We start from the raw sequence: 26,274 nt of genomic DNA on the forward strand, positions 1-26,274 counted from the left end.
TAAATTTGCATCCAGTTAACTATCACGACACCAGCTCAACATATTTACGAGCGATACTGACCCAATCAAAACGACTTTCTGCGTTTCTTATACGCAAACCCATCTCGCTCTTATTCTTCGAAGAAATCCCGTAGAAATCGATTGCTTTTAACCATATATCCACATCTAAATAAGAGATCAGACTGCCCTGTTCTTCGCTTTCTATAATATCCACCGGGCCAGCCGTTCTTGTACTTATTACTGGGGTCCCGAAAGCAAGTGACTCGGCTACAACCATGCCATATATTTCATAATCGCTTGGCAGAACAAATACATCAGCTTGTTCATAAAGAGCTGGGAGCTCTTTTTGAGACAATTGGCCTACCAAATGGAGATTGTTTTTACTATTCTTGATAATGGCAGTTTCAACATCCGATTGGCAGGGTCCACGGCCCACCAAAACAAAATGTTGGTCGGCTCTGGCATTGCACGCTAAATCAGCAATGAATTGAGGATTTCGGCGTTTTTCAAGGCTCCCAACGTACAATATAAGCTGAGCATCAGCTCCAATATTTAAATGGTTTCTCCAATCACGATTCTCACGAATCCTAAATTTTGAAAAGTCCAATCCGACCGGCACTACGTGAGTTTTTTTATAACCTTTTGAGCTCAAATAATCACCCGCCAGAGAGGTTTTACAAAATGCACCTACCGAGCGTGTTCGAAGAAGAGGTCGAAAAAATCTATGGTGGATCGCCTCGTAAAGAGCCCACTTTCGGCCGGATAATGTGCGATACATGCCCTGATATATGCCAAATTTTAAATCATTTTTATTACAAACTCGAGCTATAAGATAGGACGCAAAGTTACCTTCTTCGTTGATTTGTACGTAGTCATATTTATTTTTGCTTAGAATTTTGTAGACCTTGGGATAAAACGGCTCATTAAGCAGAGGAATTATCCGAAAAGGAAGTTCGATAATTCGTATCGCGCCGTCGGTGTCATCAATCACCTTTTCACTGTAATGGCCTGTAGACGACGCCATAATTATATCCACAACATGCCCCAGTTTACGAAGACCTTTTGCTAAACCCATTTCTTGTGAATTATATGAAGCTGGATCCTGAGAAGATGAATCCGTCCTGAATATAGCAATTTTCATTAAGGCTCCCTCTTAATTATATTTAACAATTTTTTTTGTAGCATTCTTATTATAATCAAACTGTACTCGAATACTTGAGCCCAGACTAGGCTGTACTTTGAAAGTACGCCTGCGAGGATAAACATTAGTACGCCATAAACAAAAACAAATAAAACACCATTAACGATCAATGATAAAAAATCATACTGAAAGATCAAAACATTTACCATAAAAACGGTAGCGAAAGATAATGCTAAAGGCGCCGCTAGAATTAGCAGTTGACTTATGAAGTTCGCGCTTATCAATCGACAACAAACATATAAGAACAGGACTATAGCAAAGAGACCAACAAAGCTTCGTAACCAGATGAAATTGATAAGTGTAAGATTCTGTGCAGCCAACAAAATCGAAAATATTATGGCCAAGGATGTTAAATCGTACCAAAAAACGAGTTTAACCTTAGCGAGCGAAAAGCAAATGTTATTAAGGATACCTCCCAGAGCGAACGCAAACAGAAGTGGGGTCATGGCTTGCATCAAGGGAGCGGCTTCAAGCCAACTTTCACCTAAAAGATAAAAAACAATTTGCTCGTAAAACTGATATATAAACGCGACAAATGGGGCTGTAAATATTGAGATAACTAACAGCGCTAACGATACTTGTTGGCGCATTTTTTTTTGATCAGACCTAACACTTGAAAAGGTTGCTAACAGCGGCTCTACGGAAGGCTGGATGATTTCATTTGCTGGCATAATCGTGAATTCGCGGGCGATATTAAATTTACCCAACTGCGCCAATGAATAAAACTGGGAGACTAGTAGCGTATCAGCTTGTGCTCTTAGATAACCGATACTGCCTCTGGCTAGCATCCATTTTGAAAACGACCATTGCGTCCCAATATTTTGCACCGACAGTCTTGGTCGCCTCTGGCAGTATGAGTAGCTCAGAACCAAGCTAGCTAGGCTCGCAATGATGTCCCCAACGACGATTGCCCAAAAAGACTGAGTCAACAGAGCAACTGCCACAACCGCAGCAAAGCTAATTAACTTTGAGATCACTCCTATTTTGAAGACAATGCTGTAATTAAGTTCCCGACGCTGAACATAGAGTTCAGGATTAACAAGAGCCCTTATAAATATTACAGGTATAAGAATTGCGACAGCATAGATGATATTGGGATCGTCATAGAACCAACTAATACCCGGAAGCAAAATATAGAGAATCAGGCAAACGACTGTTTTCAAGCCGAGATTTAGCGTCCATGCAGTATTTACGGTCTCGTCACTGCTGTCCTCTGCCTGAACGATATATTGCTGAATACCGGTATTGGAAAGGACGTCTGAAAAATGAATAATGAGTGCAGATACTGCAACAATCCCGAAGTCTTCAGGGGTAAGCAGTCTTGCAAGTATTAGTGTGCTTATTAGCCCAAGTGAACGCTGAAAGAATCGGATTCCAACTAACAGGCCAGAGCTTTGAAATAGCTTTTTAACCGTACTCATAGTCCGGTCGAACCTTTCGTATCTCTATAAATTCGGCTGTAAGAATCAATCATTCGATCTTGAGAGAACGCCTTGTGGAAAACCCTTTTGCTTTCTTTTGAAAACCTATCCATCAAAGATCGGTCACCCGCCATCTGTCGTATTGCCTTCGCGAAGCTTCCTATATTATCAGGCTCGGTCAGCAAGCCGGTGTCTCCGTGAATAACGATTTCCGGGTTCCCTCCAACATTGGTCGCAATTGCCGGAACACCAAGACTCATGGCCTCCAGAAGCGTCATTGAGGTGCCTTCTGTGTGAGAGCTAAGAAGGAAAATATCCATGACGGCAAGATAGTTGACTGGCTCTGGCTTAAACCCAGTGAAGATAACATTCTTGTCAATTCCTAAATCTTTAGCCTTCTCCTCGAGCAGGTTTCGATCAGGTCCGTCTCCCACCATCAGCAGTTTACTGTTCGGCAATTGCTCCAAAACGACAGCGAAAGCATCTAGCATCAGAGACTGATTTTTTACGGGGTCGAGCCGTGCAACGGTTCCCAAAACCAACTCCGATTCCAATATCCCGAGATTCTTTCGGAGAGCTTGCACAGCACTAAGGTCCAACTCGAACCCCTTGATGCCGTTGTAGATAACCTCAATACACTTTTCCGGAATGAACTCGTATCTCGATAGGGCTGTTTTCGTCGCACCTGAAATCGCGATAATCTTATCCGTCATTAAAGCCAATAGCGGGTTTACAAGCATTGCTTTATATCGATACCGGTCAGGATGAAAGCGCCCGTGCTCCGTGAAAACAACTTTGGTTTTAAGGCCGACCGCTGCCAGGAGGCCATAGACCCAAGGCGTGTACTGATGACAGTGAATAATGTCGATACTGCGTTCTCGGATCTGGTTTCGAATTTGTTTTATCAATTCAACATCGAATCCTGGCTTCCGTCGTAGGCTAAATACATCAACACCCTGCCCTCTGACTTGGTCACCTATTGCACCAATACTTCCGTCGATACACGCTATTGTATTTATGAACCCCGTCTTCGGGAGGCCAGTAACAAGCTGACGAATAACCTGTTCGGTCCCACCGATGCCCATGTTGAAGGTGATGTGCAGGATGCGTAGAGGCAGGTGCTGAGTACTCACGATTGATACGTCCCGTTTCGTACTTTTCTAGTCATTAAGAAATAGAATCCAGGGCCAAGCAATAGAACAACAGGCAACAGCCACTTAAATATATAGCTTACTTCTTCAAATACGTAGCGTTTGGTCATAAAGTGAAACGTGTCATCAAAAATTACGTATTTAGTATTATAGGCTTCAAAAAGATAGTCGACTTCAGTCGAGGGGTAACCCGCTTCGATATAATAACGCCTAAAATCCTCAGGGTTCTGTGTAAGCTGTTCAAGACTTCCATGCATCTCAACGCCAAAGTCGGGGTCGACTAACAGCCAATTACCCTTATCGTCTTCAAATTCGACAACAACATGACCTTTAAATGACACGATTCTATTTTCAATTTTGTGGTTATCTAAGATGCTGGACAATACTGTAGACGCGTCGCCACAAATACCAATACCACGTCGGATATTGCGCTTGTAATTTGCATAGTGATACCGTTCAAATTGAGGGAGCCCGGAAAACGTTCCAATAGCCCACAAAAAGTAATTTTCCCATATCGGAACCAACTGCCTGTACTCTTTAGGATCCACCTCCATCCAATCAATATGAACTAAGCTTTCATTAACAACGCGATTTGCTTTTTTGGCTATATCCCTTATCGACCTTAACTCATATAGTTGATCAATAGCTTCCATACTGGTCTTATACGACCATACCTCTTCGGGTATGAATCTAAGCTTTTCATGATCAACAACACCTAAACCCGGTTTGCGTACTGTCTGAAATAATCCATAAATGTTTATTAGCAATAGGAGCATACCAACAACAAATAAAGCAAATAACACGGCATCGAGAGCTAGTACTTTTTTTGGTCGTAAGTTTTCTTGCACATTTATCATATAGTCCCGCCCCAATTTACGTGCATTTATGCCGCCCACTTAAATCTTGACCTCATATTCATGAATGGTAGCTCAACGATTCGGTAAAGCACTTCCGCAGCCGCGACTGACAGTAGAAACACTATAGATAGATAGACGAGAAAAGGTAGATCAATTGTAACTCGGTTTACCAAAGCAATTGCGTCCGGATGCAAAAGATAAATTGCATACGACCGAGTAGCAATGTAATTAGCACCAGGAAAAAAAAGATTCCACCGGATTTTATTACTCGAGTTAGCAAAAACAACCCATGCACCAAACATCATTGCCCGCGCCATAAACCCTGGGTCACCCAGCCAGCTCAGCGGAAACCATCTTTGATAGAAGTACAAAACAAAGAATACCGTCGACACTATAGCCATGCCGAATGAGTATTTTAGTAGAACACTCCAGATCTGATTGTGCTGGTACTTTATGCATGCCAACATAACTCCCATTATGCAGCAGTCTAATCTTACGTGAGTCTCCAGATTAGTGCTGTACCATCCTAAATATCTAAAGATTGCAGGCAAGATAAAAAGCGATACCAATAAGCACAGTCGTATGTTAGGTTTTACGTATACAGTGAGCGCAAGAAACGGCGCAATAAATAAATAGAACTGCTCCTCTACTGCCAGAGACCAACTGACTGAAAAAATTTCAAGAGGGTAATCGTAATTCTGAATAAAGAAAAAATATGTCCATGGAGTTGAAGGATCCTCCTTGGTAAGAATTTGCTGGCCCATAGTGTAAATAAGCACCACGTAGTACGCGGGCAGCGTCCTCATCCACCGACGCACCCAGAAACGGCGAACATTTATCCCTCCCTGTGCCATCTCCTTAAACAATAGACTGCCCAAAAGCCAACCCGACAAAACAAAAAAGAGATCGACACCCATCCCGCCCAGCTGCGCGGGTGCTAAATGCGTTGGAGCACCAAACCCAAGAACTGAATGGGCAAACAGCACCATCAGTATCGCAATACTCCTAAGCGAATCCAGAGAACGTATACGATTGTGTCCTGCGACCATCATCTGTTGTACCTTTGCCACCAAAGCGCAAATGCCAACATGCTCCATAACTCTTGTGTGAAGCTATCGTCTCCCCCTATGTGCCGATCCCAAAGGTCCCCTACTCGCTCCATATCGAAGCAGTATGACAATCCACCATCTCTATCCGTAAGCAAGCTGTGTGCAATAGGACGAAGTTCATTCCGCAACCACTGTGCCAAAGGCACTGAAAAACCCATTTTTTTCCGGTATAGAATGTCTTCCGGCAGCATGCGCTCAAACGCTTTTTTTAGAATGTATTTCTTCTCTTTGCCGTGGAGTTTTAACGCTGCCGGTATCTGCGCCGCATACTCCACCACCCGATAATCCAAAAGCGGCGCACGAGTTTCTAGCGAGTTAGCCATACTCATGCGGTCTACCTTCACCAGAATATCCCCGGGGAGATAAGTTTTAATGTCTGCATAAAGAATGCTGGAGAGGTGATCATCCGTATCCGCATTATTGTAATGAGCTCGCGTTATATCCGCGGGGTCATAATCTCGGGTTTCACGTTTCAGCTCGCCTGTAACGAGGTCATTCCAAATGTCTCTTCGGAAGAAGCTATTTGTGATAAAAAAGGCCTCGTCCGGATCCAGCGCGAGGGTACTCAGGAGCGATCTGGCTTTGCTCGTTGGGCCGGAGTTTACCATTCCTGCGAGACGTGCAAGCCCGGGGAAGAGGTTGTGGCGCACTCCCGCCGGAAAAAGGCCACGTAACCGGTTTTCAACTTGGTCGGTGTAGTATTTGCTATAGCCCGCAAAATTTTCATCACCACCATCGCCCGCCAGCGCCACGGTCACTTTCTGGCGTGCCAGTTGTGATACAAAATATGTGGGTACAAAGGAGGGGTCCGCAAAGGGTTCATCAAAGAAGCGCGCAATGCTGCTGAGGCTTTCTGCAACATTGTCTTTCACGGTAAATTCGTGATGGTCGGTCTTGAATTGCTCGGCAACTTTTTTGGCCCAGTGCACTTCATCAAATCGTTCTGAATCGAAACCAATGGCGCAGGTTGTTACGGGTGTGTCGGTGTGGCCTGTCATTAAGCCCACTACTGCACTCGAATCAATTCCGCCACTCAAGAATGCCCCTAGCGGAACGTCGCTTACCATTCGTAGTCGAACTGCGTCGTCAATTAAGTTGTAAAGCCCATCCTGTAACTCCTCAACGCTTGCGCTTGAGGGCGCGCCAAATGATACATCCCAGTACTGTTCTTGATGTGTATGGGTGCCGTCTGTTTCTAGCCAATAGCCGGGGGCCAGTTTATGGATGTTCTTATAGATGGTTTTTGGGTCTGGCACGTACTGGTAGGCAAAAAAATCTTTAATTGCGTCGAAGCGTAACTCGGTTTTAACGAAAGGTGCGGGTGTTAGAGCTTTTAATTCGGAGGCAAAGGCGAAGTGTCCGTTTGCCTCATAGAAGTAAAGAGGTTTTTTTCCAAGGCGATCCCTTGCCAGAAATAGTTTGCGAGCGGTTCGATCCCAGATGGAGAGTGCGAACATACCATTAAGTAGCTTAAGGCATTCAGGGCCATGTATTTCATAGAGCGCGAGCAGCACTTCTGTATCAGTTCGCGTGCGAAAGCTATGCCCCTGATTGATGAGATCGCTGCGAAGTTCCTGAAAATTGTAGATTTCGCCGTTATACGCAATTACGTAACGCTCGGAAGCAGAGACCATTGGCTGGGTACCCGCTTCACTCAAATCCAGAATGCTAAGCCTGCGGTGCACCAATCCTACCGCGTCATCAAGCCAGACAGCTCCGGCATCTGGTCCGCGGTGAATGATCGCTTGCCCCATGGCATTGAGCCAACCTTCGTGTGCTTCTCTGTCAGGTGTTGAGGTGGTACGTAGGAAGCCAGCCAATCCACACATTAAACCAACTCACTCTGCTTGGATGTGACAGCTTCTGTCTTACCTACGAGCTTTCTGAATAGAACCTCATACTCATCTGCCATACGAGCGGCAGAGTAGCGTTCATGAATCATTTGCCGGGCATTGTGGCTAAGGCTTTGTGCCAGCAATGGGTCGCTTAACGCCTGCTTGCAGCATGCTTCTAACGCAGTCTTGTCGCCAAAGGGGGCGAGAAGACCGGTTTTTCCATGCTCCACTAACTGATCAACACCGGGAATGTCGTAGGCGACTACGGGAATGCCTACGGCCATGGCTTCCATCATGCAACGGGGGATACCCTCCAATGAGGAAGTCATAACGAACAGACTGAATTTTGAAAGCAATTCCAAGCGGTCACTACGAAAGCCCAAAAACTCGACTGCTTTAGCGCTGCTAAGTTCTGCTGCTTGCGCCTCTAGCTCCTGCCTTTGACTGCCATCGCCTAGTAACTGCAGCTGTATATCTGGCTCTTGTTTATAGAGTTGATCGAATACCTCTATAAGGTCAGGTATCCCCTTTCTCGGAATCATTTGGCCGATAAACCCTATGACTCGTGAGCCTGAATCAACATTATTTTTCTGTGGCAGGCTGGCCAGAGTTGCATCGATTTCCTTAAGGTCGACACCGTTCCGGATAAATGACGTTTTGGCCTCAGGTACTTTGAATCGCTTCATGTCATCCATAAGTTCTTCAGAAAGAGGAACGACTTGGTCGAAATAACGAAGCATGTGGGTGCCAATGCGGATAAAAGTCGCAAGCTTGAAACCTACATTGCCAGAGAACCCGTGAGGCGTGCTCACACAGGCGATGCCAGTTTTCTTAGCAGCAAGGAGTCCTAGAATGTCAGACTTGTAGCCATGTGTATGGATAACATCAATGTTTCTATCTCGTATGACCTCAGCCAATCTACCTACCACTCGGAAATCAAAGCGGCCATTCATCTTCAAGCGATAAACATTACCTGCAGAGGCTGGGTAATACTCTGCAACGGACAGGTCTTGGTTCTGCCCCTCATCAGACACAGCGAGATCACATTGCGTTGTATCGAGGTTAATATTATTAGCCAACGCTAACACCCACCGCTCGGCCCCATAAAAACCCGCAGGAGTAATAAACTGTAGTATCCTAACTTTTTTCATTGATTAAGTCCTTTCAGCTCTTTCCTGCTTATGGGTACTTGCATTTCGAGTCGGCACTATCGTTGATAACGGGTGCAGGTAGTAAACCTTAATAGCAACTGCGAGGAACAGGATCGTCCAATAGAGAATTTCTGCTCTAAATTGATTAATAAAAGTGCTCGTTACGAGGTAGCCCAAAATCGAACACTCCAGCGCTAAAATATGAAAGTATTTTTCATAGTCCTTTCTACTTAAAACGAAGCGTTTTGCTTTCTGAGACATTCTATACAGGCTGCCCAGCATCACCAAAAACACGATCAGGCCATGCCAACCAATCTCCGAAAGCGCTTGAAACCAAATCGAATGGACTGTTTTGAAAGGGACTCCCTCTCTCTCTGTTTCCGTCAAATAAGATGGAGACAGAAGGTTATACCCATATACACCCATGCCTAATGGGTAGTCCTCCATCATTTCAAACGTCGTCATCCAAAATAGAACTCTGTGTGATCCCCTCTCGCCACTATCGGAGCTCTGAAGGGAGGACATCCTCTGCCAGAATAAATCGTCTGTTACATACAAGCCGCCGCCTAGCCCGATCATCACTATAAGTACAGCGAGACCCCGCTGACCTTTCTGACGATACTTGGAAAACATCATATAAAGAAGAAACATTCCGGAACTTGCAATTGTCCCAAGAAAGGCACCGCGACTGTTGAATAGAACTAGGGCATTCGCAACGAAGGCACCACAAACAAAGCATAAAAATCGTATTTTCTTGTTACCCATCCAAGCATAATAAAGCAACATAGCACCTGCTGGTACGAGAGCGGCAGACACTCCATTACTGTCACTACCGTCAGGCAAAGCTACACCCTCAAGCCTATCTCCCGAATTACGACCTATAGACGTCGCAAGTTGTCCGATATAAGCACATCCGAGCAGATATGCCCATAAAGAAACCTTGAGCGCCACCTCACTGTTGAGAAGCTTGTATGCAACAAGAACTATTACAACCAACTTAAGATATATGAATGTGAATTTATCGTGAACACTTGGCGCTAAAGCCCAAAATTTTGCGACATAGAAAAATAAAACTAAAACAATCAAATAAATAAATACTGGCTGCTGCTTCCAAGGGCTTATTTTACTGAGACTCTTGTACTTCAATAAAAGAACGAAAACCATTAAAATTGATGCGATAAATGAATATCGCAACCCAGGTATATTCGCAGACCACCAACGATCGTCTGGGTTAAGAAAGTAAACAACTTGATATAGAATGAAGGCAGCTGCGCCAGTATAAAAAAGCGCAGCAACTATACAACCGAAAAAAACAACTAAAAAAAGCAGCGCAAACTTAGACATTAGCGCTGCTCCTGCCCCGGTCGCGCACTACTCCAAGTCACTTGAGTCTGCCCCTGCAGCGCCTTAACAATGCCCCGAACCGCATAGCCGTTCACCATTACAAAATAATAGGGAGTAGCAACCCAGACCGGTAACTGGTTACGATTTTTCGACAGATGCCCAACTAGCGTCAGCACCAGCATCAACATCGCCCCTGCGCTAATCAGTTGGAACAGACCGATGCCCGCAAAAGCTAGGATCACACTGCCTGCAACACCTGTAAGTAGGAATAACGGAATAAGCCAGCGAAGCAGTTTGTGGGAGATAACCTCAAACGCAAAGACTCCCGATTTCGCGGGGTTCATTACCTGCCCTACCCGCATTAGGCCACGGATGCTGCGGTTTACGATGCGTTCTTTGCGGGCTACTTCACGGTCGAAATCGCCAGCGGTTTCTTCAAAGCACTTTGCATCGGCATCGAACACGCCTCGGTAGCCTTTAGCGATGATTTGCAAGGGGTTTACAAAGTCGTTGATGTCCTGCTGCTGCAGCGGTTCCCATAGTTCGGTGCGAATAGCGTAAATAGCGCCGTCGCCGCCCACTACGGAATGCAGGCGGGACTCCATGCCCTTGATAGCCAACTCGTAACGCCAGTAGAGGTTTTCATTCCGTGCGCTAGCGCCCTGATCGCCATCGGTATAGAGGGCAGCTCCTACGGCATAACCCACGTCCAGATCAGCAAAATTGCGCGCCAGTTTACTAATCGCATCGCGGGCATACATGGCGTTGGCGTCACTGAACACGGTGATATCGGCATCAACCTGTTCCATGGCCAAATTGATGCCCATGGTTTTACCCAACCTACCTTCCTGTCGGACCAGTACAATGCGCCCGTTTTCAAACTCTTTTACGGCTTCGTCGGTGCCATCATCCGAGCCATCCGAAACCACTATGATCCGGAGCAGTTCTGGTGGGTAATCCAGTTCCAAAGCATTTTCTAGCTTCTGCCGGATTACACCTTCTTCGTTGTAGCAGGAGATAATCAAAGCCACAGAAGGCTTTTGCTCGCCCCGGCGGTGGGTAATGTCCGGCAGGCCCCGAGTAAGCACCCACAAGATGGCCGGGTACCCAAAATACACATACACGGGTACAGCAAGGCAAAGCAGTGTGAACAGCAGTACAAACGTCATAAGGTGATGTATCGTCTCAATTTTGGGCCTAGCCAATTGGCAAACGGTAGTGGCAGTTGTCGCCAGATGCTTTCGATAAAGGGCCTTAGCCGGGATACCAAAGATATTCCCGCTCCAGCGGAATCTGCGCTGGGCGGAGTTTGTGCACCCTTGCGGTAATCTGTCCAAGCCAGCTCATAGGGCTGAGCGCCCCACTGTTTTTTGAAGCGGTAGGTACCTTCATTCAATGTGGAGCGGCCAAAGTCGAACCGGGTGAAACCCAGATCACACACGTGGCTCAATAAGGTCCAATACAGAAGCATGTTGGGCGCAAGCTTGTTGAACTCTTCCAGCGTAGACGCCCAAGGAATACAAGCTTCTTTGCCACCTAAAAGCACAATCCCCGCACCCACGGGCTTGTCGTTTTGGAATACGAGGCCAATGAGCATGTGTTCGCCGTAAGCGGCTTTCAAATCCTGAAACCACTGTAGGCTGTGCACGGGAGATCCAAGTCTGTGCATGTTCTGGGCAAACACCTCATAAAACAGGGGTACCGCGTCTGCTTCTGTGCGTAACTCCGCTCTCAGCCCGTTTTTCTCAGCTTTGCGAATCTGGCTGCGCAACTTGGGCTTGTAGCTTTTGAACAGAGCTTCGCTGTTTTCAGGTAAGTTGCAGAGCATTCGTACCTTGGTGTTGGCGGGCAGCGCTTCAAGGCTCTGCTTATTCTGTTCGGCTGTCGCGTCTTTTTCGGTACTCAGTGCTGGCCCGCCCTCCCGAATTCCCAGAGTTTTGATGTTGTGCGCTTGCGCCAGCGTTAGAGCCTCGGTAATAAGCAGTTCTCGTGTTTCTGCATTGTTCGCTAGCACACCACCGAGATCACAGAATGGTAGAGAAGCCAGACTGCTTACGCCGATGGGTGATTTCACTTCTACCAGAGGCAATACACCACACAGCGTGTCGTTTTGATGAACGCTAACCAGCCAGCCTGTATGGCCATAGGCACTTTCTGTTGCCTGCAGCCAAGCTCTATTGTGATACGGTGTTGCTTTAGGGTGCCCAGCTACATACCGGTTATATTCGTCTGCCGGAAACGTGCTTAATCGTGAGGCCCGTGTGTGAAATTCAGCGTTCATTGCTGGCACTTGCCTCTCCAAGCCAACGCTTTCGTGCTCGCCTGGCTACATCTTCAAGCTTCAGTTTAAAGCGAGGGCGCTGCAAAGCGATCTGGACCAGATTACGATGGAAGTGGCCGAGATTGGATTTATAACGCTCATCCCCACCCATGAAGTCGTAATAGTGAAAGCCATGGTGGCGATAGTCTTCAATACACAAGCTGTGGCCTAACAAGCCCGGCTTGAGGCGGTTATCCGTATCAACAGCCATACCGCCCAGATAAAAATACACTACCTGATTGTGCAGCAGATTATAAAAACAGGCGATTTCTTCGTCGCCAGCCATTACTGAAATCAAGTCAACGCCCCCTTCCGCCCACTGCTCACGTATTAGTTCTCGATGAAAGCGAACGAAATCCGGATTTGCGAAGCCACTCTGGTCAAGCCCGTTGCCCCATCGTTCTAGATGCCTTGGCCCGATGCGCTCAAACACCTCTAGCGCCTCGGCGGCAGAATCAGGACGAACCAACGTTACTTCGCCACGTTCGCTGTAAAGTCGGTGCGCGCGGTTAATTTGGTAGCGAGTATTGCGTGAAAGCGTGTCGAGATACTGTTCTCCGTTTCTGCGCAGGCTATCAAGGTCAACGCCAAAGCAGGGTGCTTCCCAACGCAGATGCTTATATAGGCCGGTAATTTTCGCATAACTATCCGCTTCCTCTGCATCGATGGCCCCTAGAATAAACTCGTCCCAGCCCTGCATATTGCGGCACAGGTGCTCTAGGCACGCTTCGGCGACGGCGTCTTCTTTGCCGCGCTCCGCCAGAAACCCGTTGTACTCTATCCAGATTTGGTCCAGCAGTTTGTGGCCGGTTTGATGTAGGCGCAGGCAACGGGATTTTAGAACGCCATGGCGGCGTTCATCGGTTTCCACCACCAAACCTAAACCTACCAAACGCTCTCCTTCCGTAACTCGAATTACCAGCGCATCTGGCTTGTACACACGCAGCCAATGCCCGAGCCATTGCCAGGATAGAAACACCGTGGGTTGTGCACGGGCTTCCAAATCCAGCCAGTCGTTCTGCAAAGTTGCACACGCTGCGGCTGGCTCTTTTGTTACGGTCAGCATGGCTGCTGTCATGGCGTTACATCCGCTACCAGTTCACTGTCCCGGGTTCGGGTGCTTTACCAAGAACGGGCCTATCGCTAGATAGTCCAGAGCGCCCTGAATGAAGGCCCTTACCGCATCCTCGGGGGAGTTAACAATGGGCTCTTCGTGCATATTGAAACTGGTGTTGATCAGGCTTGGAATGCCGCTCAGCTTTTCATACTCGCTTAATATGTCGTAGTAGCCGGGGTTGGCCTCGCGCTTTATGAGCTGTGGTCTGGCTGTACCATCCACATGCACCGCTGCAGGGCAGCTTTCTCTCATGAAGTCGGTGCAGTCAAAGGTAACCGTCATGAACTCGGCTGCGTGCTCTGCACCTTTGATGTTGTGATAGCACTTCTCCCTTGCTTCGTAGAGGGTAACCGGGGCAAATGGCATAAATTCGGTACGGCCGAGGCGTTTGTTCAGCCACTGGTTCACTTCTGGCTCGCGGGCGTGATAAAGAATGGAGCGGTTACCAAGCGCTCTGGGGCCATACTCCATGCGTCCGTCAAAGCGTGCGACAACCTCACCGCTGTGAATCAGCCCTGCAACATCGGCTGCAAGATTTTCTGGGCGACGGTATTGAAGGTTTTCAGCTTTCAGTGCCTTTTCTATTTCCGCCTCGGAATAGTCAGGCCCCATGTAGCTGTTGGTAATGGAGGGTTTAACCCCGCCTGGCCAGCTGTGATATAGCGCAGCGCCCGTTCCGCAGCCGCCATCGCCCATATTCGGGTAGACAAAGATGTTGTTAACGCCTTCGATCTCGAAAATACGTTGGTTTAGCTTTACATTTGCGGTTACGCCACCGGAAAGTACGATGGTATCGATCCCCGTTTTCTCTACCCAGTAGCGGATGTAGTTTGTTGCCACTTTTTCAAGCACATACTGATAAGCCGCAGCCACGTCGATTTTCGGGAACTTTGAGGCCAAATAACGTGAGAAAAATACGTTATTTGCTTCGTAGATGCGGAAATCGCCTGGCGATTGTTCGATGCGAGAAAGTAGAATTTCTCCCAAGATTTCAGGGTCGCCATAAGAGGCCAAACCTACGATTTTGCCTTCGTGGCGACTGGGCTTAAACCCTAGGCTGGAGGTCACATGCTCGTATAGCGTGCCGAGGGAGTTCGGATAAGGCAGCCCGTGCAGGCGGTGGATTTTGCCATCACGCCCTTCACTCACTGAACCAGCAAGCCCGGAGCCATAGCCGTCCAGAGTTACACAGAGTGCCCTTTCAAAACCGCTGCACAGAAAGCTGTTTGCAGCGTGGGATAGGTGATGATCCATGCGTTTGACGGGGCCAGTCCACCCCATCTCACTCAAGCCTTGAGTCAGGTCACCTTCCCATTGTTTAAAAGATTCTGAAGCACTCTCACCCCAATGCCGAGAGGATTTCAGAGCCGCGTTGTTAGATGCCAGCTTCTGCACCCCTGCCATGTTGTAGTAAGAATTGTGCAGAAACCCTTTTTCCATCATGGCATTCGGATGCTCAAGGCCATGAATTGGCTGATTCCGATCAGGCACCCTGCCCTGAGCTTCCTTAATCTGGGGGCCCAAATCCTTAGGCTGGAAAGCTTTGATGAAGGTTTTCTCATCTTCCAGATTTTTTGTGAACAGTTTCTGTTCGTTCTCCCATGTAAGAAATGGGTAGCACACCAGATCAATATCGCTCATGGAGAGACCGGTGTAGGCGAGTGCTTTTTCTAGCGCTAGGCGCGGAAAGCCTGATTGCTGCTTAACTCTGGAAAAGCGTTCTTCACCGGCGGCAAAGAGAATGTTGCCGTCCTCAACAATGGAAACCGTTGAGTCTTTATCTAGCGGGGATATCCCTAGCACCTTCATGCCTTACTCTCCATATACTTGCGAATGCGGATAGGCGATGACGCCTGACCGCCTAATTCATTGAAAAAGAATTCGAAAAACTGACGAAAACTGTCCAAAAATGCCTTCAGCTGAGCTTCGTTCTGTACGTAACTTGTGTTTCCCGGCACAACGCTGGGGCTATGGAAGCTCCAAGTGAAGGTGCGCACGCCCTGATTGTAGAGCGCTCGGGTGAGCTTGATGTGCTCCGCTGGTGTGAAACCTTCAGGAGACAGCATCAGCCTGTCTACCGCTCCAGCACGGGCCAAAATACCCGGTGCTTTAAACTGTTTTAGCCTCTGTGCAGCTTCATACAATGGCACTGCAATGGGCCGCGCCCAGCCGACAAACCCGCCTGTACAAGGAATCTCCAGAATGGGTTTGTCTGACCCGCCAAACCAAAATGGGTGTGCATCAAATCTTCGGTAATCTGGTCCACCGTCAGCGCGCGAATCTAAAGGTGGGCAAACCGACAAATCAATATTAAACCCCAGCTCTTGAAGAATACCGGTGGTGTTCGGGCCAAAACCATAACGCCCGGCTTTATAGGCAACTGGCGCCTGACCAAAGTTTTGCTCAATGGTGTCGCGCAATACCCGGAGCTTTTCCCGCTCCAAACCTTCCGGTAGGTTCCCAGGATACATATTTGAGCGCGAAAGGGTTTCTTCCTGAGGTGGGTTCACCCAGGGATGAAGATGCGCTCCAATTTCGCATTGGCCTTTTTCTGCAAACTGCTTCAGTAACCCATACCCTTGAGGCTGGCTAGCTACCGGATAATCAATCACATAACACGGGCAGATGCCGTATTCATTGAAGATGTTCTGAGCGCGATCAATGTGCTCCATGGCCGAAACTTGGTTTGCCTTGGCATCTGGCTCGGCACTCCAATCAAACTCTTCTTCGGTATCAATCACCACGACTAGCTGTGGCGGCGTCTCCGGAGGGAGCAGTATGTCCTTCTTTTGTTCAAACATGATTCCATTCCTAACGCTATCTACTCAGTGCAAAACCGCGACTCAGCACAAGGCGTAACTCAAATTGGTCTTGATCGTCTCTAGCCAAACGCGAGCGCAGATACGATTGATTGAATTCAACACCAAAGGTTGTATTTTCGGCTAATTGCCGGGTCCAGCTTGTGGTTAGCCGGTGAATCTCATCAACAATAATATTGGCATCTTCGTTTGCATCGCCTTGCCAGCTGTATCCAAAGGATAATCTTTGAAGCGCGTTCAGCTGAAATCCAAGGTTGACTCCTCCGCGGTACTCATGGGTAATCGCTCCAGAGAGCTGTGATTCCAAAATGGAGCCTTGTGCATAAACGCCTAGGGTGCATACATCGCATAGCCGTTGGTTGTTATGGCTAATCAGCAATGAATCGCTGACAACGAGGTCTTGCAGTCGCACGGTATCTGGCAGGAGATCAAATATCGGCGGTACTTCCCGGGAAAGGTCGATAGCGCTGTCATACATTCTGCGGTCGTACTTTACAGCCGTCCGCCAATCCGCGCTGACCCACGAGCGCTCTAAAAAACCGGTTACAGCATCGTGCTCGTCTTTAGCGCCGCCAGTGTATTCGGTATCGGCCTTGCTACCACCAGCCCCGATGCTGAAGCTGCCATGTTCCAACTGTAAGCTGTAGACCAACTGCGCGGAGTCTATGGTTGTTTCGGTTCCCTGTTGCTCGGACCAGCTTCGGTTAGTATTTAAGCTTACCGAGGAGCGCTCATTCAACCTGCGTGACAGCTCACTACCGGCAGTGAATGACTCTTGATCGCCAAGCTCGTCTTCACCGAAGCTCCTACCAGCCTGGCCAAAAAAACGCAGCATTGAAAGGTCACCGGGATAGAATTTCAACCCAGCTCCTCCAGTCACTGTGTTTTGCGTGTCGTAACTGGACGGATTTGTCACAAAGCCAGTGTTGTTGCGCACAGAGGTGACAGTGTGACCCAAATTAAAATCGAACCGACTGCCCGGGTCTGCATGGGTGTAGCGAGAAGCTCCGGTTAGAGTGCTGCTGTCTGTCTGGCCGCCATCTGCCGTTTCCCGGCGGGTTTCTATAGTGCCACCGTACCTCAGCGCCAGAGCATTGGCGCCTTTTTCGAGAGTGCCACCTATATTTCCGGATACACCGGCCACTGGCTCCGTATTGGTGTCAGTATAAGTGCCTCTGTCGGTACGGGTGTGAGTAACCCCTGTAAACACAGATCCGGAACCGGAGATTGTTGTAATATCGTCACTCAGGCTCTGAGCCATTCCTATATACGGCCAAGCGACGCAGCATAAGCCCACCAGACAACGGGTAAGAGGATATGTGCTTGCAATCCATGCCCGGCGCTTCATTTGGCTACTCCTGAAAGATCAGGCCGGAGAATTTATCAGATCCAAGTGCGTCCACTGAATCCTCAATGACTTCAGCGGTGACTTCTCCAAATGGAACACCGAAAACAATCTGGTCAGCAAAGCGTTCCAAAATCCTCGCTTCGGTGTTTTCCTGAAAAGGCGGGGCGTTAAGAACTATGCAACGATCCGGGTAGCGGGCTTTCAGTTCGGTAATCAGTTCCCGCATGCGCACGGCGGAGAACAGTTCAACCGCTGAGGAGGCTTGAGTGCCTGCAGGAATAACGGTAAGACGCTCAACGCCACTGGGGTAAAGAATAGACTGAATTTTGAGCGAACGGTCTGCAACAAAGTCTGTAACCCCTGATGTCATAGGGCTTGAAACAAGGCTGCTCAACTCGTTACCGTAAGGATCACAGTCGACAAGCAATGCAGAAGTGTGAGAATCCAAAGCAAAAGCCGCTGCCAAGTTATAGGCTGTTAACAGGCCGCCGTGACCTTTTCCCAAACTGCTGAACATTACAATAAAGTTGCCTTCGCCAGCACGGTTACGTAGCTGAATCCGCAACTCCCGGTAGGCATCCATCACTTCTTTATCGGCCATTCCCGAATAAATTATCTTGCGCTCACGTAACTGTTCGCGGCTCCACGGCTTTGGGTTGCCAATGAGAGAAAGGGATACTGATGAGTCATAAACCGTGGGCGGGCGCTCGTTGTCATTGGTTTCAACTCGAGTCCAGTTGGGTTTATCGCGATCAGAGCCTGCATAGGGCCGCTCTTTGCGAAAATTGTCTTCTGCTTTCGCTTCTCCACGATCACTTTCAACTTGGCGGCGTTCACTCTGGCTTTTAAGAAGCGCATTGTAGAGTTTGTTGTCGTCCATCAATTGCTCCCTTCACCAGTGCTTAGCCCGGTTAGCTCGCCGACCTTGTTGATCAATTGTTCCGGGGTAATGCCCATCACACTGAAAACGAGAACAGCAAGATACGCCGCCATGAAGACGGCTAGCACCACCAAAATTAATAGTACGTCTTTGCGCAGCAGGCGGTCTTTCCAAGTGCTGCGGTAATGGGGGATGCTTGTTAGAACAGGGATAGACTCCGGCAGTGCAAGCTGGAGTGCACGGGGTGAGCGAACCCGTTGATCAAACATCACCAGCATAACCAGCAGGCCCAGCACCAGAGCACTTCCCAAGAACGGGCCAGCTAGGCCTACTTGATAGAGCTGAAGGCCATCCCAACGGGTGGGATAAGACGCCGGCTCCTGAATTTTGTAACTTACCCCCTCTCCCTGCACATCTAGTGTCATAGATAGCCGGGCTTTCTCTCGGCGCTGCAGCATGTCTTCGTATACACCACGGGTAACATCGTAGTCTCGGGTAAGCTCTGAGAGTTGGGCCTGATTTTCTGCGACTCTTTGGGAACGTTCGAAAGATTCCTCAAGTAGTCGTTCAAGAGACGCTAGTCGGTTTTTCTGAACGGTTAACCGGGTAGTGCTGTCTGACAGCTGAATTTTTAGGTTTTCATAAACCGGGTTCTCCATCACCTCGGTAATACCGCCGTCTCGATCAGCATCCGATTGCTTGGAAACTCTTTGTTCCAAATCGGTGATCTGGTCTTGAACGCTCACTACATCCGGGTGGCGCTCGTGATAGCGCAGCAACAACGAGTCGAGCTCTTGGCGCATGGCTACGAGCCGGCGCTCTGCGGCAGACTTGCCGGGATCTACGGTGATACGACGCACCGGTTGCTCGTTCTCAAGCTGGCGCCTCGTAAGCAGAACTTCCGATTCGGTTTGTTGAATTTCCAGTTTTAGGTTTTCAATATCTCGGCGAAGGGCCTCGATCCTGCCTTGCACGCTGCCCTCAGTACCGTCCTGATTAGCGGATTTGAACTCTTTCAACCGCTGTTCCGCTTCTTCGAGTTGGCGTTGGTAGGTTTTAACTTGAGAGTCGATAAACTCGAACGCACCTTGGCTCTCGGAACGTTTTTTACGAACAGTGCGCTCAACAAAGCGATTTAACACGGCGCTGAGAACCTGGAACGATTCGTCAGGGCTTCTGCTGGTGTAGCTCAGCTCAAGGAAATTTCGGTTTGATACCCGAATGCCTACCTGCTTGCGCAGGCTGCTGATTTTTCCGTTTCGGACAGCATCCGTTTCGCCGCCCTCAATCAACCCTGTATCCAGAGCGATCTGCTCCAAAAAAGAGCGACTTTGCATCATCTCCCGAGCTTCGTTGATTCGATCCAGTTGAGTAACCTCAGCCTGCCCCCGAAGCAATGGCTGGAGAATATTGGACTGGTCGGCGTATAAAACCGCCTGAGAGGTGTAACTTTTTGGTGTTGCGTAGCCCAACGCCAACACCCCCGCTGTTACGGTCATAAATATGATAACCGCCGCCAATCGATGCCGATACAGCTCAAGCTTGACCGCACGAAGGGTATCGAGAATGAACTGTATGTCCATTAGAGTTCGCCTCGAAGCAGTTGTTTACGGGGCACACTGATCACATCGCCCGGCTGCAGGCCATGGTTCGTGCGCATGTCACCGTCGGTAAGGATGGCTTCCAGATCTAGCGCAAAACTCTGATACTCACCGTTAATCTGGCGGTGAAGAACGGCGCGGCTGTCTGCGGCGAAGTCAGTAACACCACCTGCCATGAGCACAACATCGAGAACGGTCATACCAGGTTGAAATGCAACTGACTGCGGAGAACCAACCTGGCCAGTAATCCTAACGCGATTACGGAATTCTTTACTGAGCGGGTTGGTAACCATAACAGTCACCTCCGGCGTGCGGATGAACTCACCCAAGGTGGCGCTGATTTCCTCAGCTAGCTGTTCCGGCTTTTTACCTTCGGCTTTTACATCACCCATGAGGGGCATGGAGATGTAACCATCAGGCCGAACCACGATGGATTGGCCCAACTCTGGATTGCGCCATACATGAACGGAGACGGTATCCCCTACGCCAATCATGTATGGCTCCGCCTGCAACTCGGATGCTGGCGGCATTTCAGCGGAGGAAGGAAGGCCAGAGCAAGCGGCAATGAACAAACTCAATATCGCAATCAATCCAGTCCGAACGTACGTGATAGTTGTCATAAACGCCTTCCAACCCCTTTTTGTTCTATCTCTGTGTTTCGGTATATTTACCGAACGCCTTTGCCTAGGAGGATCACTTCCACGGTTTGAATCATGATTAGAAAATCCATCAAAAGGCTGTGATTTTTGGAGTAATAAAGATCGTACTCCAGCTTCCCTCTGGCGTCTTCAACCGATGCACCATAGGGGTATTTAAGTTGTGCCCAACCCATAAGCCCAGGCTTTACATAATGCCGCGTATCATAAAACGGAATTTTTTCTTTTAGCTCTGTGACAAATTCTGGCCTTTCCGGGCGAGGGCCAACAATGCTCATTTCGCCTCTGATCACGTTGTAGATCTGCGGCAATTCATCTAAGCGTGTGTTGCGTATAAAGGCACCGACTCTGGTAACCCGGTTGTCATTTGCGGAGGCCCAGCGTGCTTGTCCGTCTTTCTCTGCATCCTGCCGCATGCTGCGGAATTTATAGATGCGAAACTCTTTGCCCAACATGCCCACGCGATTTTGGCTATATAAAATGGGCCGCCCAGTTTCCAAGAAGACAGCAAGCGCTGTGAGAATGATGAATGGCAACATGACTGCGAGAAGCGTAAGGCTAATCAGCAAATCCAGCGACCGCTTAGCAAACGCCCTAGATTTTGAAGCTTTGAAGCCTTCTGAAAACACAATCCACGAAGGGTGCACCATATCCAACTTGGCTTTTTTTAACTCCCGTTCGTAGAAATCGACACCGTTAGTAATGGCGATTCCACGCAACTTGCACTCCATTAACTCTGGTACGGGCAGCCACCCACCCTCGCTACGACGACGTTCTTGTTGGGCAACAACGATTTCCGAAACCCTATTCTTCCGGCAAAATTGATAAAGATCTTCGGGCGTAGGCAGCATCAGGTCTGCTTTGACGGCGCCTGTCGCATTATCCGAGATACAACCGATGATCCGCACCCCGAGAGCACGCATATTACTTTCATACTCATCCAGCAAATTCGCAGCAAAACTGCCCGCACCGAAAATCACTACCCGGCGGACAAGCTGCTCCGAGTCCACAATCCGCAGGAATATCAACCGAAGAACAATCACGACCAGAGAAGCAAACGTAACCGCCCAGAATAAATTGGTACTGCCTGGGTTTGCCGACGGCAGGATCAAATAGAGTAATTTCAGCCCGATACCGCCCACAAAACAGTAGGCAACCAAGGTTCGGAAAAACAGCGCCGACGTGCTTTCATAAACCATGGAGAGGTAGCCACCCATGGCAAGTGTTCCGCAACTCAGGATTAACGCGAACAGGCTCGCTGAGAAAATGTTTGTATCAACAGATGGATAGCCGACACCGGCGACCGCGAGTAACAGCGCCAACGAGGAAAAAATAGCATACAAAACAGTGAACTCCAGTGCAGCGAGCACCAGATAGGGGATATGAAGATAGTGTTTCCTGAAACGAATATACGACACGCTGAACTTCCTTGTCGTCTGCACAACAACCTGCGTCAGACAAACATCAAATTCTCCAACAGCCACGCTCTGCTTACGGAGAGCGCCCCTTACCGCCAATTCATTTTGTATAATGACCTATTTTGCTATGGCCAGTATCCAATCTCAACTTATTGTATCTTTTGGTAACATAGTTTTACATTGTTTTTCATCGCTACTAGGAATTAACTGAACGGAGAATTGTATTTGCACTGTCAGTAGGTGAAAATCGTGCCATCGGTTTCACTGGGAAGGAGCGCCCATGCCAAGTCAGGACAGACCCCAACCCTTGCATGCCATGAGCATAGACGTAGAAGATTACTTCCACGTTGCTGCTCTTTCCGGCGTAATCCGGCCAGATCAATGGGACTCCCTACCCTCCCGTGTGGAACAGAACACTGAGCGCCTGCTTGAGCTGTTTGACAAGCATCATGTGAAAGCGACTTTTTTTGTGCTTGGATGGGTCGCCGAGAGATTTCCAGCCTTGATCCGAAAATTAGCCGATCATGGTCACGAAATTGCGTCCCACGGGTACAGTCATCAGCTTATTTACAAGCAGACCCAAGGTGTTTTCCGGGAAGAAACCCTTCGCTCCAAAGCCCTACTTGAAGACATTACAGGTGAAGCCATTGAAGGCTATCGCGCAGCCAGCTATTCCATTACTCGTGACTCTCTCTGGGCACTGGATATTCTTAGCGAGGCTGGCTTTACGTGGGATTCGAGCATTTTCCCGATTCGGCACGATAATTACGGCATTCCCGACTCCCCATCTGCACCCTATTCCATTGAAACTGCCAGCGGCGCGATTATTCGTGAGTTTCCACTAACCACTGCCCATATCATGGGGCTTTCAATACCAGCAGCTGGTGGTGGTTATTTTCGCCAATTCCCTTACCCGGTATTTCGATACCTGTTCCGAAATGCAACAGGCTTTGGCGCCCGGCCACAAATGTTCTATTTGCACCCCTGGGAAATAGACCCGGAACAGCCACGTTACGATAACGCAAGTTGGTTTTCGCGTTTTCGACATTACACTAATCTGGACCAGTGTTACGGTCGCCTCGAACGCCTGCTCGGTGATTTCAGGTTTGGAACCGTCAGCGAAAGCTATAATGCTTATGAACCAGACAAAACCCTGCTGCGCAGCGATCAATTGATCCGCCTCGCCTGATTCAGGGCAAAGAACTGAACAGGAACTGAACAGGAACTGAATATGTATTTGGAATTTTTCGGTCTCCATAGACACCCCTTCCGCATTACACCGGAAGACGATTTTATTTACATGAGCCAGCAGCATTCCCGGGCTTTTGTGTACATGTCGTCGGCGATCTGGAGCTCCGAAGGGTTTGTGGTTATCAGCGGTGAAATCGGTTCCGGCAAAACCACCTTGCTTAAGAAGACCGTTCGTAACCTTGAGGGTAACCTCAAGTTACTTAACATCTCCTATACCAATCTAGAATCCAAAGACCTATTCGGCCTAATTCTTCGCAAAGCCGGCATGAAGGTTGAAGACGATAGCAAAGTAGCCATGCTTTTCCAGATATCCGATTATCTGGAACAAATGGCGAAGGCTGGGACACCGGTCGTGCTAACCATTGATGAAGCACAGAACCTCACCCGAGAGAATCTGGAAGACATTCGCATGCTGGCCGGTATGGAAAGCATGGGCGGACCTGCTATGCGGGTAATTCTGCTTGGCCAGCCAGAGCTGAAACAGGCAGTTTTGGACATTCCTCAGCTCGCGCAACGGGTGAAACTTTTCTTCCATTTGGAAGGGCTCACGCTAAAAGAAACTGCAGAATATATTGATTACCGACTGCTGGTTTCTGGTCACGGTGGCAATAAGCTGTTTGATAGCGACACGGTTCGCGAGATTCACAAGTTGAGCAAGGGCATTCCAAGGCTGATCAACAAACTGTGTGACGGCATGATGATGTGCGCTTATTCGGAGGACCGGCCGTTTATCGACCCCCACGACCTGAAATCCATCCGTAAGGATTTATTGGGCGAAGAGCTGCCAGAAAACACACCCCAGTCGGCCACATTGGAAAAGCGCGAGCACTCGGTTGCCGAATCAGCCGGACATTCTGCTGATTCGGCAGCTGTTTCCAGTGCCCTAGTGCGTATGGCCCAAGCGCTAGAGCGTATCGACGACCGGCTCGCCACGATCTTTCCCGACGAACACGTGCCTCGCAAAGAAAGTGTTGGCGTGCCTGACAATGTAAAGCCGTTGTCGCCGAACCGAAAATAGCATCGATTTTAATTACTTAGATCACGAGCTTATCTACAAACTCATGAACAGCGGTCTGTTCCAGACTTTTCTGGTCTGCGCAGGCTTCAAAAATGTGTTCGCACCTTTGGGCCGGAAAGCGGGTTGCCAGATTGGATCGGAACTTATCTGCAAGCAAAGGAATGCTCTCTTCCCTACGGCGGCGATGGCCAATGGGGTATTCGACTGTAATCCGGTCGGTGCTTGAGCCGTCCTTGAAGAACACCTGAATAGCGTTTGCAATTGAGCGTTTGTCTGCCTCTAGGTATTCACGGGTGTATTGCTCATCTTCAATAACTTCCATCTTGTCTCTGAGCTCATCGATGATGGGATGGGCTTCGTGGAAGCTATCTTCGTAGTGCTCAGCCACCAAATCACCAAAGATAAGCGGTACAGCTGTCATATATTGTAGGCAGTGATCCCTATCTGCTGCGTTCGCAAGTTTGCCAACTTTGGAGATTATACGAATAGCCGATTCGTGGGTTGTTATAACGATTCGATCAATCTCTCCGAGCCGGTCTTTCACTTGTGAATGGAGTATTACCGCTGCCTCTGCCGCCGTTTGAGCGTGAAACTCTGCAGGAAAGGATACCTTGAACAATATATTTTCCATCACATAGGAGCCAAACTCTTGCGGCAAAGAAAACTCCCGCTTGCCTTCCGGCTTCAAAGCCTGATCTTTGTTGGTTTTACTGAATAGAACATCGTAGAAACCCCACTGAGGGGCCGTTAATGCACTGGGAATACCCATCTCGCCTCGCATGGCAATGTCCGCAAGGCGAACAGCCCGGGATGTGGCATCACCCGCAGCCCAAGATTTACGGGAACCGGCGTTAGGGGCGTGGCGGTAGGTTCGCAGAGCCTGACCATCTATCCAAGCATGGGAAAGGGCCGAAAGCATTTGTTCGCGATTAGCACCCATAAGTTTGGCGGTAACCGCTGTTGAAGCCACCTTGACCAAAATCACGTGGTCCAGCCCTACCCGGTTGAACGAGTTTTCCAGTGCCAAGATTCCCTGAATTTCGTGGGCCATAATCATGGCTTCCAGAACGTCACGCATGGTGACCGGTGCCTTTCCCTTTGCTACACGCTTTTGGGACAGGTGATCAGCTACGGCCAGAATGCCGCCCAAGCTATCCGAAGGGTGGCCCCATTCGGCTGCCAGCCAAGTATCGTTGTAATCCAGCCAACGCACAATACAACCAATATCCCAGGCAGCCTTTACTGGATCTAGCCGAAATGACGTACCCGGGACTCGTGCGCCATGGGGAACAACTGTGCCTTCCACTATAGGGCCCAAGTGTTTCGTGCACTCGGGAAAGCGTAAAGCCAGCAGCCCGCATCCTAGCGTGTCCATTAAACAAAGGCGGGCCGTGTTCCAGGCTTCTTTGCTTTTTACTTTGTAGGTGAGAACGTAATCGGAGATTTTCTGAAGGACTTCGTCGTAATCAGGGCGTTCGTTAAGATCGAATGTGGCTGACATAACGCCATTCTCCTTTTTGAATTCCTTGTACGGCTTAGTTTACCTGCAGTCGGCTGAGAATTCATTTTGCACTATGCGGCTTGGCCGATCTTATGGACATCCAAAATGTCGGAAAAATTTACATTTATCCACGCGATTCCGACAAAGAAAATATCAACCCACTAATATTGCGGGCTTTTTTTATATTGGCCTCATCATTGCTTGATGAAACACAGGCTTGAGGCCTATATAAAGCCCACCTAAAAAAACCGGGCAAAAATATAACGCTAGGAAGGA

21 protein-coding genes are annotated in these 26,274 nt (G+C 48.6%); 2 read left to right on the forward strand and 19 right to left on the reverse strand.

Going from position 1 to position 26,274, the window contains the following annotated elements:
• Positions 1-22 precede the first annotated feature (22 nt).
• From KO508_RS14630 to KO508_RS14715, 18 genes are read right to left on the reverse strand one after another with little or no spacing between them, the layout of a single operon-like run.
• On the reverse strand, positions 23-1,141 hold the full coding sequence (locus KO508_RS14630) for a glycosyltransferase family 4 protein (protein WP_216009047.1): 1,119 nt from the start codon (positions 1,139-1,141) through the stop codon (positions 23-25).
• A complete protein-coding gene (locus KO508_RS14635; RefSeq protein ID WP_216009048.1) occupies positions 1,141-2,622 on the reverse strand; it encodes an oligosaccharide flippase family protein in 1,482 nt (493 codons plus the stop codon). Before KO508_RS14635 ends, KO508_RS14630 begins: the two co-directional genes overlap by 1 nt.
• Complete coding sequence (locus KO508_RS14640; RefSeq protein ID WP_216009049.1) at positions 2,619-3,707, reverse strand: glycosyltransferase family 4 protein; 1,089 nt, start codon at positions 3,705-3,707, stop codon at positions 2,619-2,621. Before KO508_RS14640 ends, KO508_RS14635 begins: the two co-directional genes overlap by 4 nt.
• Positions 3,708-3,751: 44 nt before the next feature.
• Positions 3,752-4,669: a hypothetical protein gene (locus KO508_RS14645; protein WP_216009050.1), complete on the reverse strand. Its 918-nt coding sequence runs from the start codon at positions 4,667-4,669 to the stop codon at positions 3,752-3,754.
• Complete coding sequence (locus tag KO508_RS14650) at positions 4,657-5,727, reverse strand: acyltransferase family protein (RefSeq protein WP_354668041.1); 1,071 nt, start codon at positions 5,725-5,727, stop codon at positions 4,657-4,659. Before KO508_RS14650 ends, KO508_RS14645 begins: the two co-directional genes overlap by 13 nt.
• A complete protein-coding gene (asnB, locus tag KO508_RS14655; protein ID WP_216009052.1) occupies positions 5,679-7,568 on the reverse strand; it encodes an asparagine synthase (glutamine-hydrolyzing) in 1,890 nt (629 codons plus the stop codon). Before asnB ends, KO508_RS14650 begins: the two co-directional genes overlap by 49 nt.
• Entirely contained in the window at positions 7,568-8,725 is a 1,158-nt protein-coding gene (locus KO508_RS14660; RefSeq protein WP_200360788.1) for a glycosyltransferase family 4 protein, read from the reverse strand. Before KO508_RS14660 ends, asnB begins: the two co-directional genes overlap by 1 nt.
• 3 nt (positions 8,726-8,728) lie before the next feature.
• A complete protein-coding gene (locus KO508_RS14665) occupies positions 8,729-10,069 on the reverse strand; it encodes an O-antigen ligase family protein (RefSeq protein WP_216009053.1) in 1,341 nt (446 codons plus the stop codon).
• Positions 10,069-11,238, reverse strand: a complete 1,170-nt coding sequence (locus KO508_RS14670) for a glycosyltransferase family 2 protein (protein WP_216009054.1) — start codon at positions 11,236-11,238, stop codon at positions 10,069-10,071. Before KO508_RS14670 ends, KO508_RS14665 begins: the two co-directional genes overlap by 1 nt.
• Positions 11,235-12,350, reverse strand: a complete 1,116-nt coding sequence (locus tag KO508_RS14675) for a FemAB family XrtA/PEP-CTERM system-associated protein (RefSeq protein ID WP_216009776.1) — start codon at positions 12,348-12,350, stop codon at positions 11,235-11,237. Before KO508_RS14675 ends, KO508_RS14670 begins: the two co-directional genes overlap by 4 nt.
• Positions 12,340-13,467 (reverse strand): GNAT family N-acetyltransferase, encoded by a 1,128-nt coding sequence (locus KO508_RS14680; RefSeq protein WP_252738149.1) that lies wholly within the window; start codon positions 13,465-13,467, stop codon positions 12,340-12,342. The genes KO508_RS14675 and KO508_RS14680 overlap by 11 nt, the downstream gene beginning before the upstream one ends.
• 21 nt (positions 13,468-13,488) lie before the next feature.
• A complete protein-coding gene (locus KO508_RS14685; protein ID WP_216009055.1) occupies positions 13,489-15,315 on the reverse strand; it encodes a carbamoyltransferase family protein in 1,827 nt (608 codons plus the stop codon).
• Entirely contained in the window at positions 15,312-16,307 is a 996-nt protein-coding gene (locus KO508_RS14690; protein WP_216009056.1) for a polysaccharide deacetylase family protein, read from the reverse strand. The genes KO508_RS14685 and KO508_RS14690 overlap by 4 nt, the downstream gene beginning before the upstream one ends.
• A 16-nt stretch (positions 16,308-16,323) precedes the next feature.
• The gene (locus tag KO508_RS14695; protein WP_216009057.1) at positions 16,324-17,673 is read right to left on the reverse strand and encodes a hypothetical protein; all 1,350 of its coding nucleotides are present in this window, start codon (positions 17,671-17,673) and stop codon (positions 16,324-16,326) included.
• Positions 17,674-17,677: 4 nt separating this feature from the next.
• Positions 17,678-18,553 carry a polysaccharide biosynthesis protein gene (locus tag KO508_RS14700; protein WP_216009058.1) on the reverse strand — a complete coding sequence of 292 codons (876 nt, stop codon included), beginning with the start codon at positions 18,551-18,553 and terminating at the stop codon, positions 17,678-17,680.
• Positions 18,553-20,136 carry an XrtA system polysaccharide chain length determinant gene (locus KO508_RS14705; protein ID WP_216009059.1) on the reverse strand — a complete coding sequence of 528 codons (1,584 nt, stop codon included), beginning with the start codon at positions 20,134-20,136 and terminating at the stop codon, positions 18,553-18,555. The genes KO508_RS14700 and KO508_RS14705 overlap by 1 nt, the downstream gene beginning before the upstream one ends.
• A complete protein-coding gene (locus KO508_RS14710; RefSeq protein WP_216009060.1) occupies positions 20,136-20,774 on the reverse strand; it encodes an XrtA/PEP-CTERM system exopolysaccharide export protein in 639 nt (212 codons plus the stop codon). Before KO508_RS14710 ends, KO508_RS14705 begins: the two co-directional genes overlap by 1 nt.
• Positions 20,775-20,821: 47 nt before the next feature.
• Positions 20,822-22,228 (reverse strand): TIGR03013 family XrtA/PEP-CTERM system glycosyltransferase, encoded by a 1,407-nt coding sequence (locus tag KO508_RS14715; protein WP_216009061.1) that lies wholly within the window; start codon positions 22,226-22,228, stop codon positions 20,822-20,824.
• Positions 22,229-22,508: 280 nt separating this feature from the next.
• Between KO508_RS14715 and KO508_RS14720 the strand changes: the two genes are divergently transcribed.
• Together KO508_RS14720 and KO508_RS14725 are read left to right on the forward strand one after the other, a co-directional pair.
• On the forward strand, positions 22,509-23,417 hold the full coding sequence (locus KO508_RS14720) for an XrtA system polysaccharide deacetylase (protein WP_252738150.1): 909 nt from the start codon (positions 22,509-22,511) through the stop codon (positions 23,415-23,417).
• A gap of 42 nt (positions 23,418-23,459) precedes the next feature.
• The gene (locus KO508_RS14725) at positions 23,460-24,497 is read left to right on the forward strand and encodes an ExeA family protein (RefSeq protein ID WP_216009062.1); all 1,038 of its coding nucleotides are present in this window, start codon (positions 23,460-23,462) and stop codon (positions 24,495-24,497) included.
• Positions 24,498-24,513: 16 nt separating this feature from the next.
• Here KO508_RS14725 and prpD read toward each other — a convergent pair whose 3' ends face one another.
• Complete coding sequence (prpD, locus tag KO508_RS14730; RefSeq protein ID WP_216009063.1) at positions 24,514-25,998, reverse strand: 2-methylcitrate dehydratase; 1,485 nt, start codon at positions 25,996-25,998, stop codon at positions 24,514-24,516.
• Positions 25,999-26,274 lie beyond the last annotated feature (276 nt).

Origin of the sequence: Marinobacter salexigens, from assembly GCF_018860765.1 — a bacterium.
Classification (GTDB): domain Bacteria; phylum Pseudomonadota; class Gammaproteobacteria; order Pseudomonadales; family Oleiphilaceae; genus Marinobacter; species Marinobacter salexigens_A.

Bases quoted from the DNA above. Each gene is read 5' to 3' on its own strand.
- prpD (WP_216009063.1), bottom strand. From the start codon at position 25,998: ATGTCAGCCACATTCGATCTTAACGAACGCCCTGATTACGACGAAGTC.
- KO508_RS14690 (WP_216009056.1), bottom strand. From the start codon at position 16,307: ATGTTTGAACAAAAGAAGGACATACTGCTCCCTCCGGAGACGCCGCCA.
- KO508_RS14680 (WP_252738149.1), bottom strand. From the start codon at position 13,467: ATGACAGCAGCCATGCTGACCGTAACAAAAGAGCCAGCCGCAGCGTGT.
- KO508_RS14710 (WP_216009060.1), bottom strand. From the start codon at position 20,774: ATGACAACTATCACGTACGTTCGGACTGGATTGATTGCGATATTGAGT.
- KO508_RS14720 (WP_252738150.1), top strand. From the start codon at position 22,509: ATGCCAAGTCAGGACAGACCCCAACCCTTGCATGCCATGAGCATAGAC.
- KO508_RS14705 (WP_216009059.1), bottom strand. From the start codon at position 20,136: ATGGACATACAGTTCATTCTCGATACCCTTCGTGCGGTCAAGCTTGAG.
- KO508_RS14630 (WP_216009047.1), bottom strand. From the start codon at position 1,141: ATGAAAATTGCTATATTCAGGACGGATTCATCTTCTCAGGATCCAGCT.
- KO508_RS14685 (WP_216009055.1), bottom strand. From the start codon at position 15,315: ATGAAGGTGCTAGGGATATCCCCGCTAGATAAAGACTCAACGGTTTCC.
- asnB (WP_216009052.1), bottom strand. From the start codon at position 7,568: ATGTGTGGATTGGCTGGCTTCCTACGTACCACCTCAACACCTGACAGA.
- KO508_RS14725 (WP_216009062.1), top strand. From the start codon at position 23,460: ATGTATTTGGAATTTTTCGGTCTCCATAGACACCCCTTCCGCATTACA.
- KO508_RS14640 (WP_216009049.1), bottom strand. From the start codon at position 3,707: ATGGGCATCGGTGGGACCGAACAGGTTATTCGTCAGCTTGTTACTGGC.
- KO508_RS14660 (WP_200360788.1), bottom strand. From the start codon at position 8,725: ATGAAAAAAGTTAGGATACTACAGTTTATTACTCCTGCGGGTTTTTAT.
- KO508_RS14665 (WP_216009053.1), bottom strand. From the start codon at position 10,069: ATGTCTAAGTTTGCGCTGCTTTTTTTAGTTGTTTTTTTCGGTTGTATA.
- KO508_RS14700 (WP_216009058.1), bottom strand. From the start codon at position 18,553: ATGGACGACAACAAACTCTACAATGCGCTTCTTAAAAGCCAGAGTGAA.
- KO508_RS14675 (WP_216009776.1), bottom strand. From the start codon at position 12,350: ATGAACGCTGAATTTCACACACGGGCCTCACGATTAAGCACGTTTCCG.
- KO508_RS14670 (WP_216009054.1), bottom strand. From the start codon at position 11,238: ATGACGTTTGTACTGCTGTTCACACTGCTTTGCCTTGCTGTACCCGTG.
- KO508_RS14635 (WP_216009048.1), bottom strand. From the start codon at position 2,622: ATGAGTACGGTTAAAAAGCTATTTCAAAGCTCTGGCCTGTTAGTTGGA.
- KO508_RS14650 (WP_354668041.1), bottom strand. From the start codon at position 5,727: ATGGAGCATGTTGGCATTTGCGCTTTGGTGGCAAAGGTACAACAGATG.
- KO508_RS14695 (WP_216009057.1), bottom strand. From the start codon at position 17,673: ATGAAGCGCCGGGCATGGATTGCAAGCACATATCCTCTTACCCGTTGT.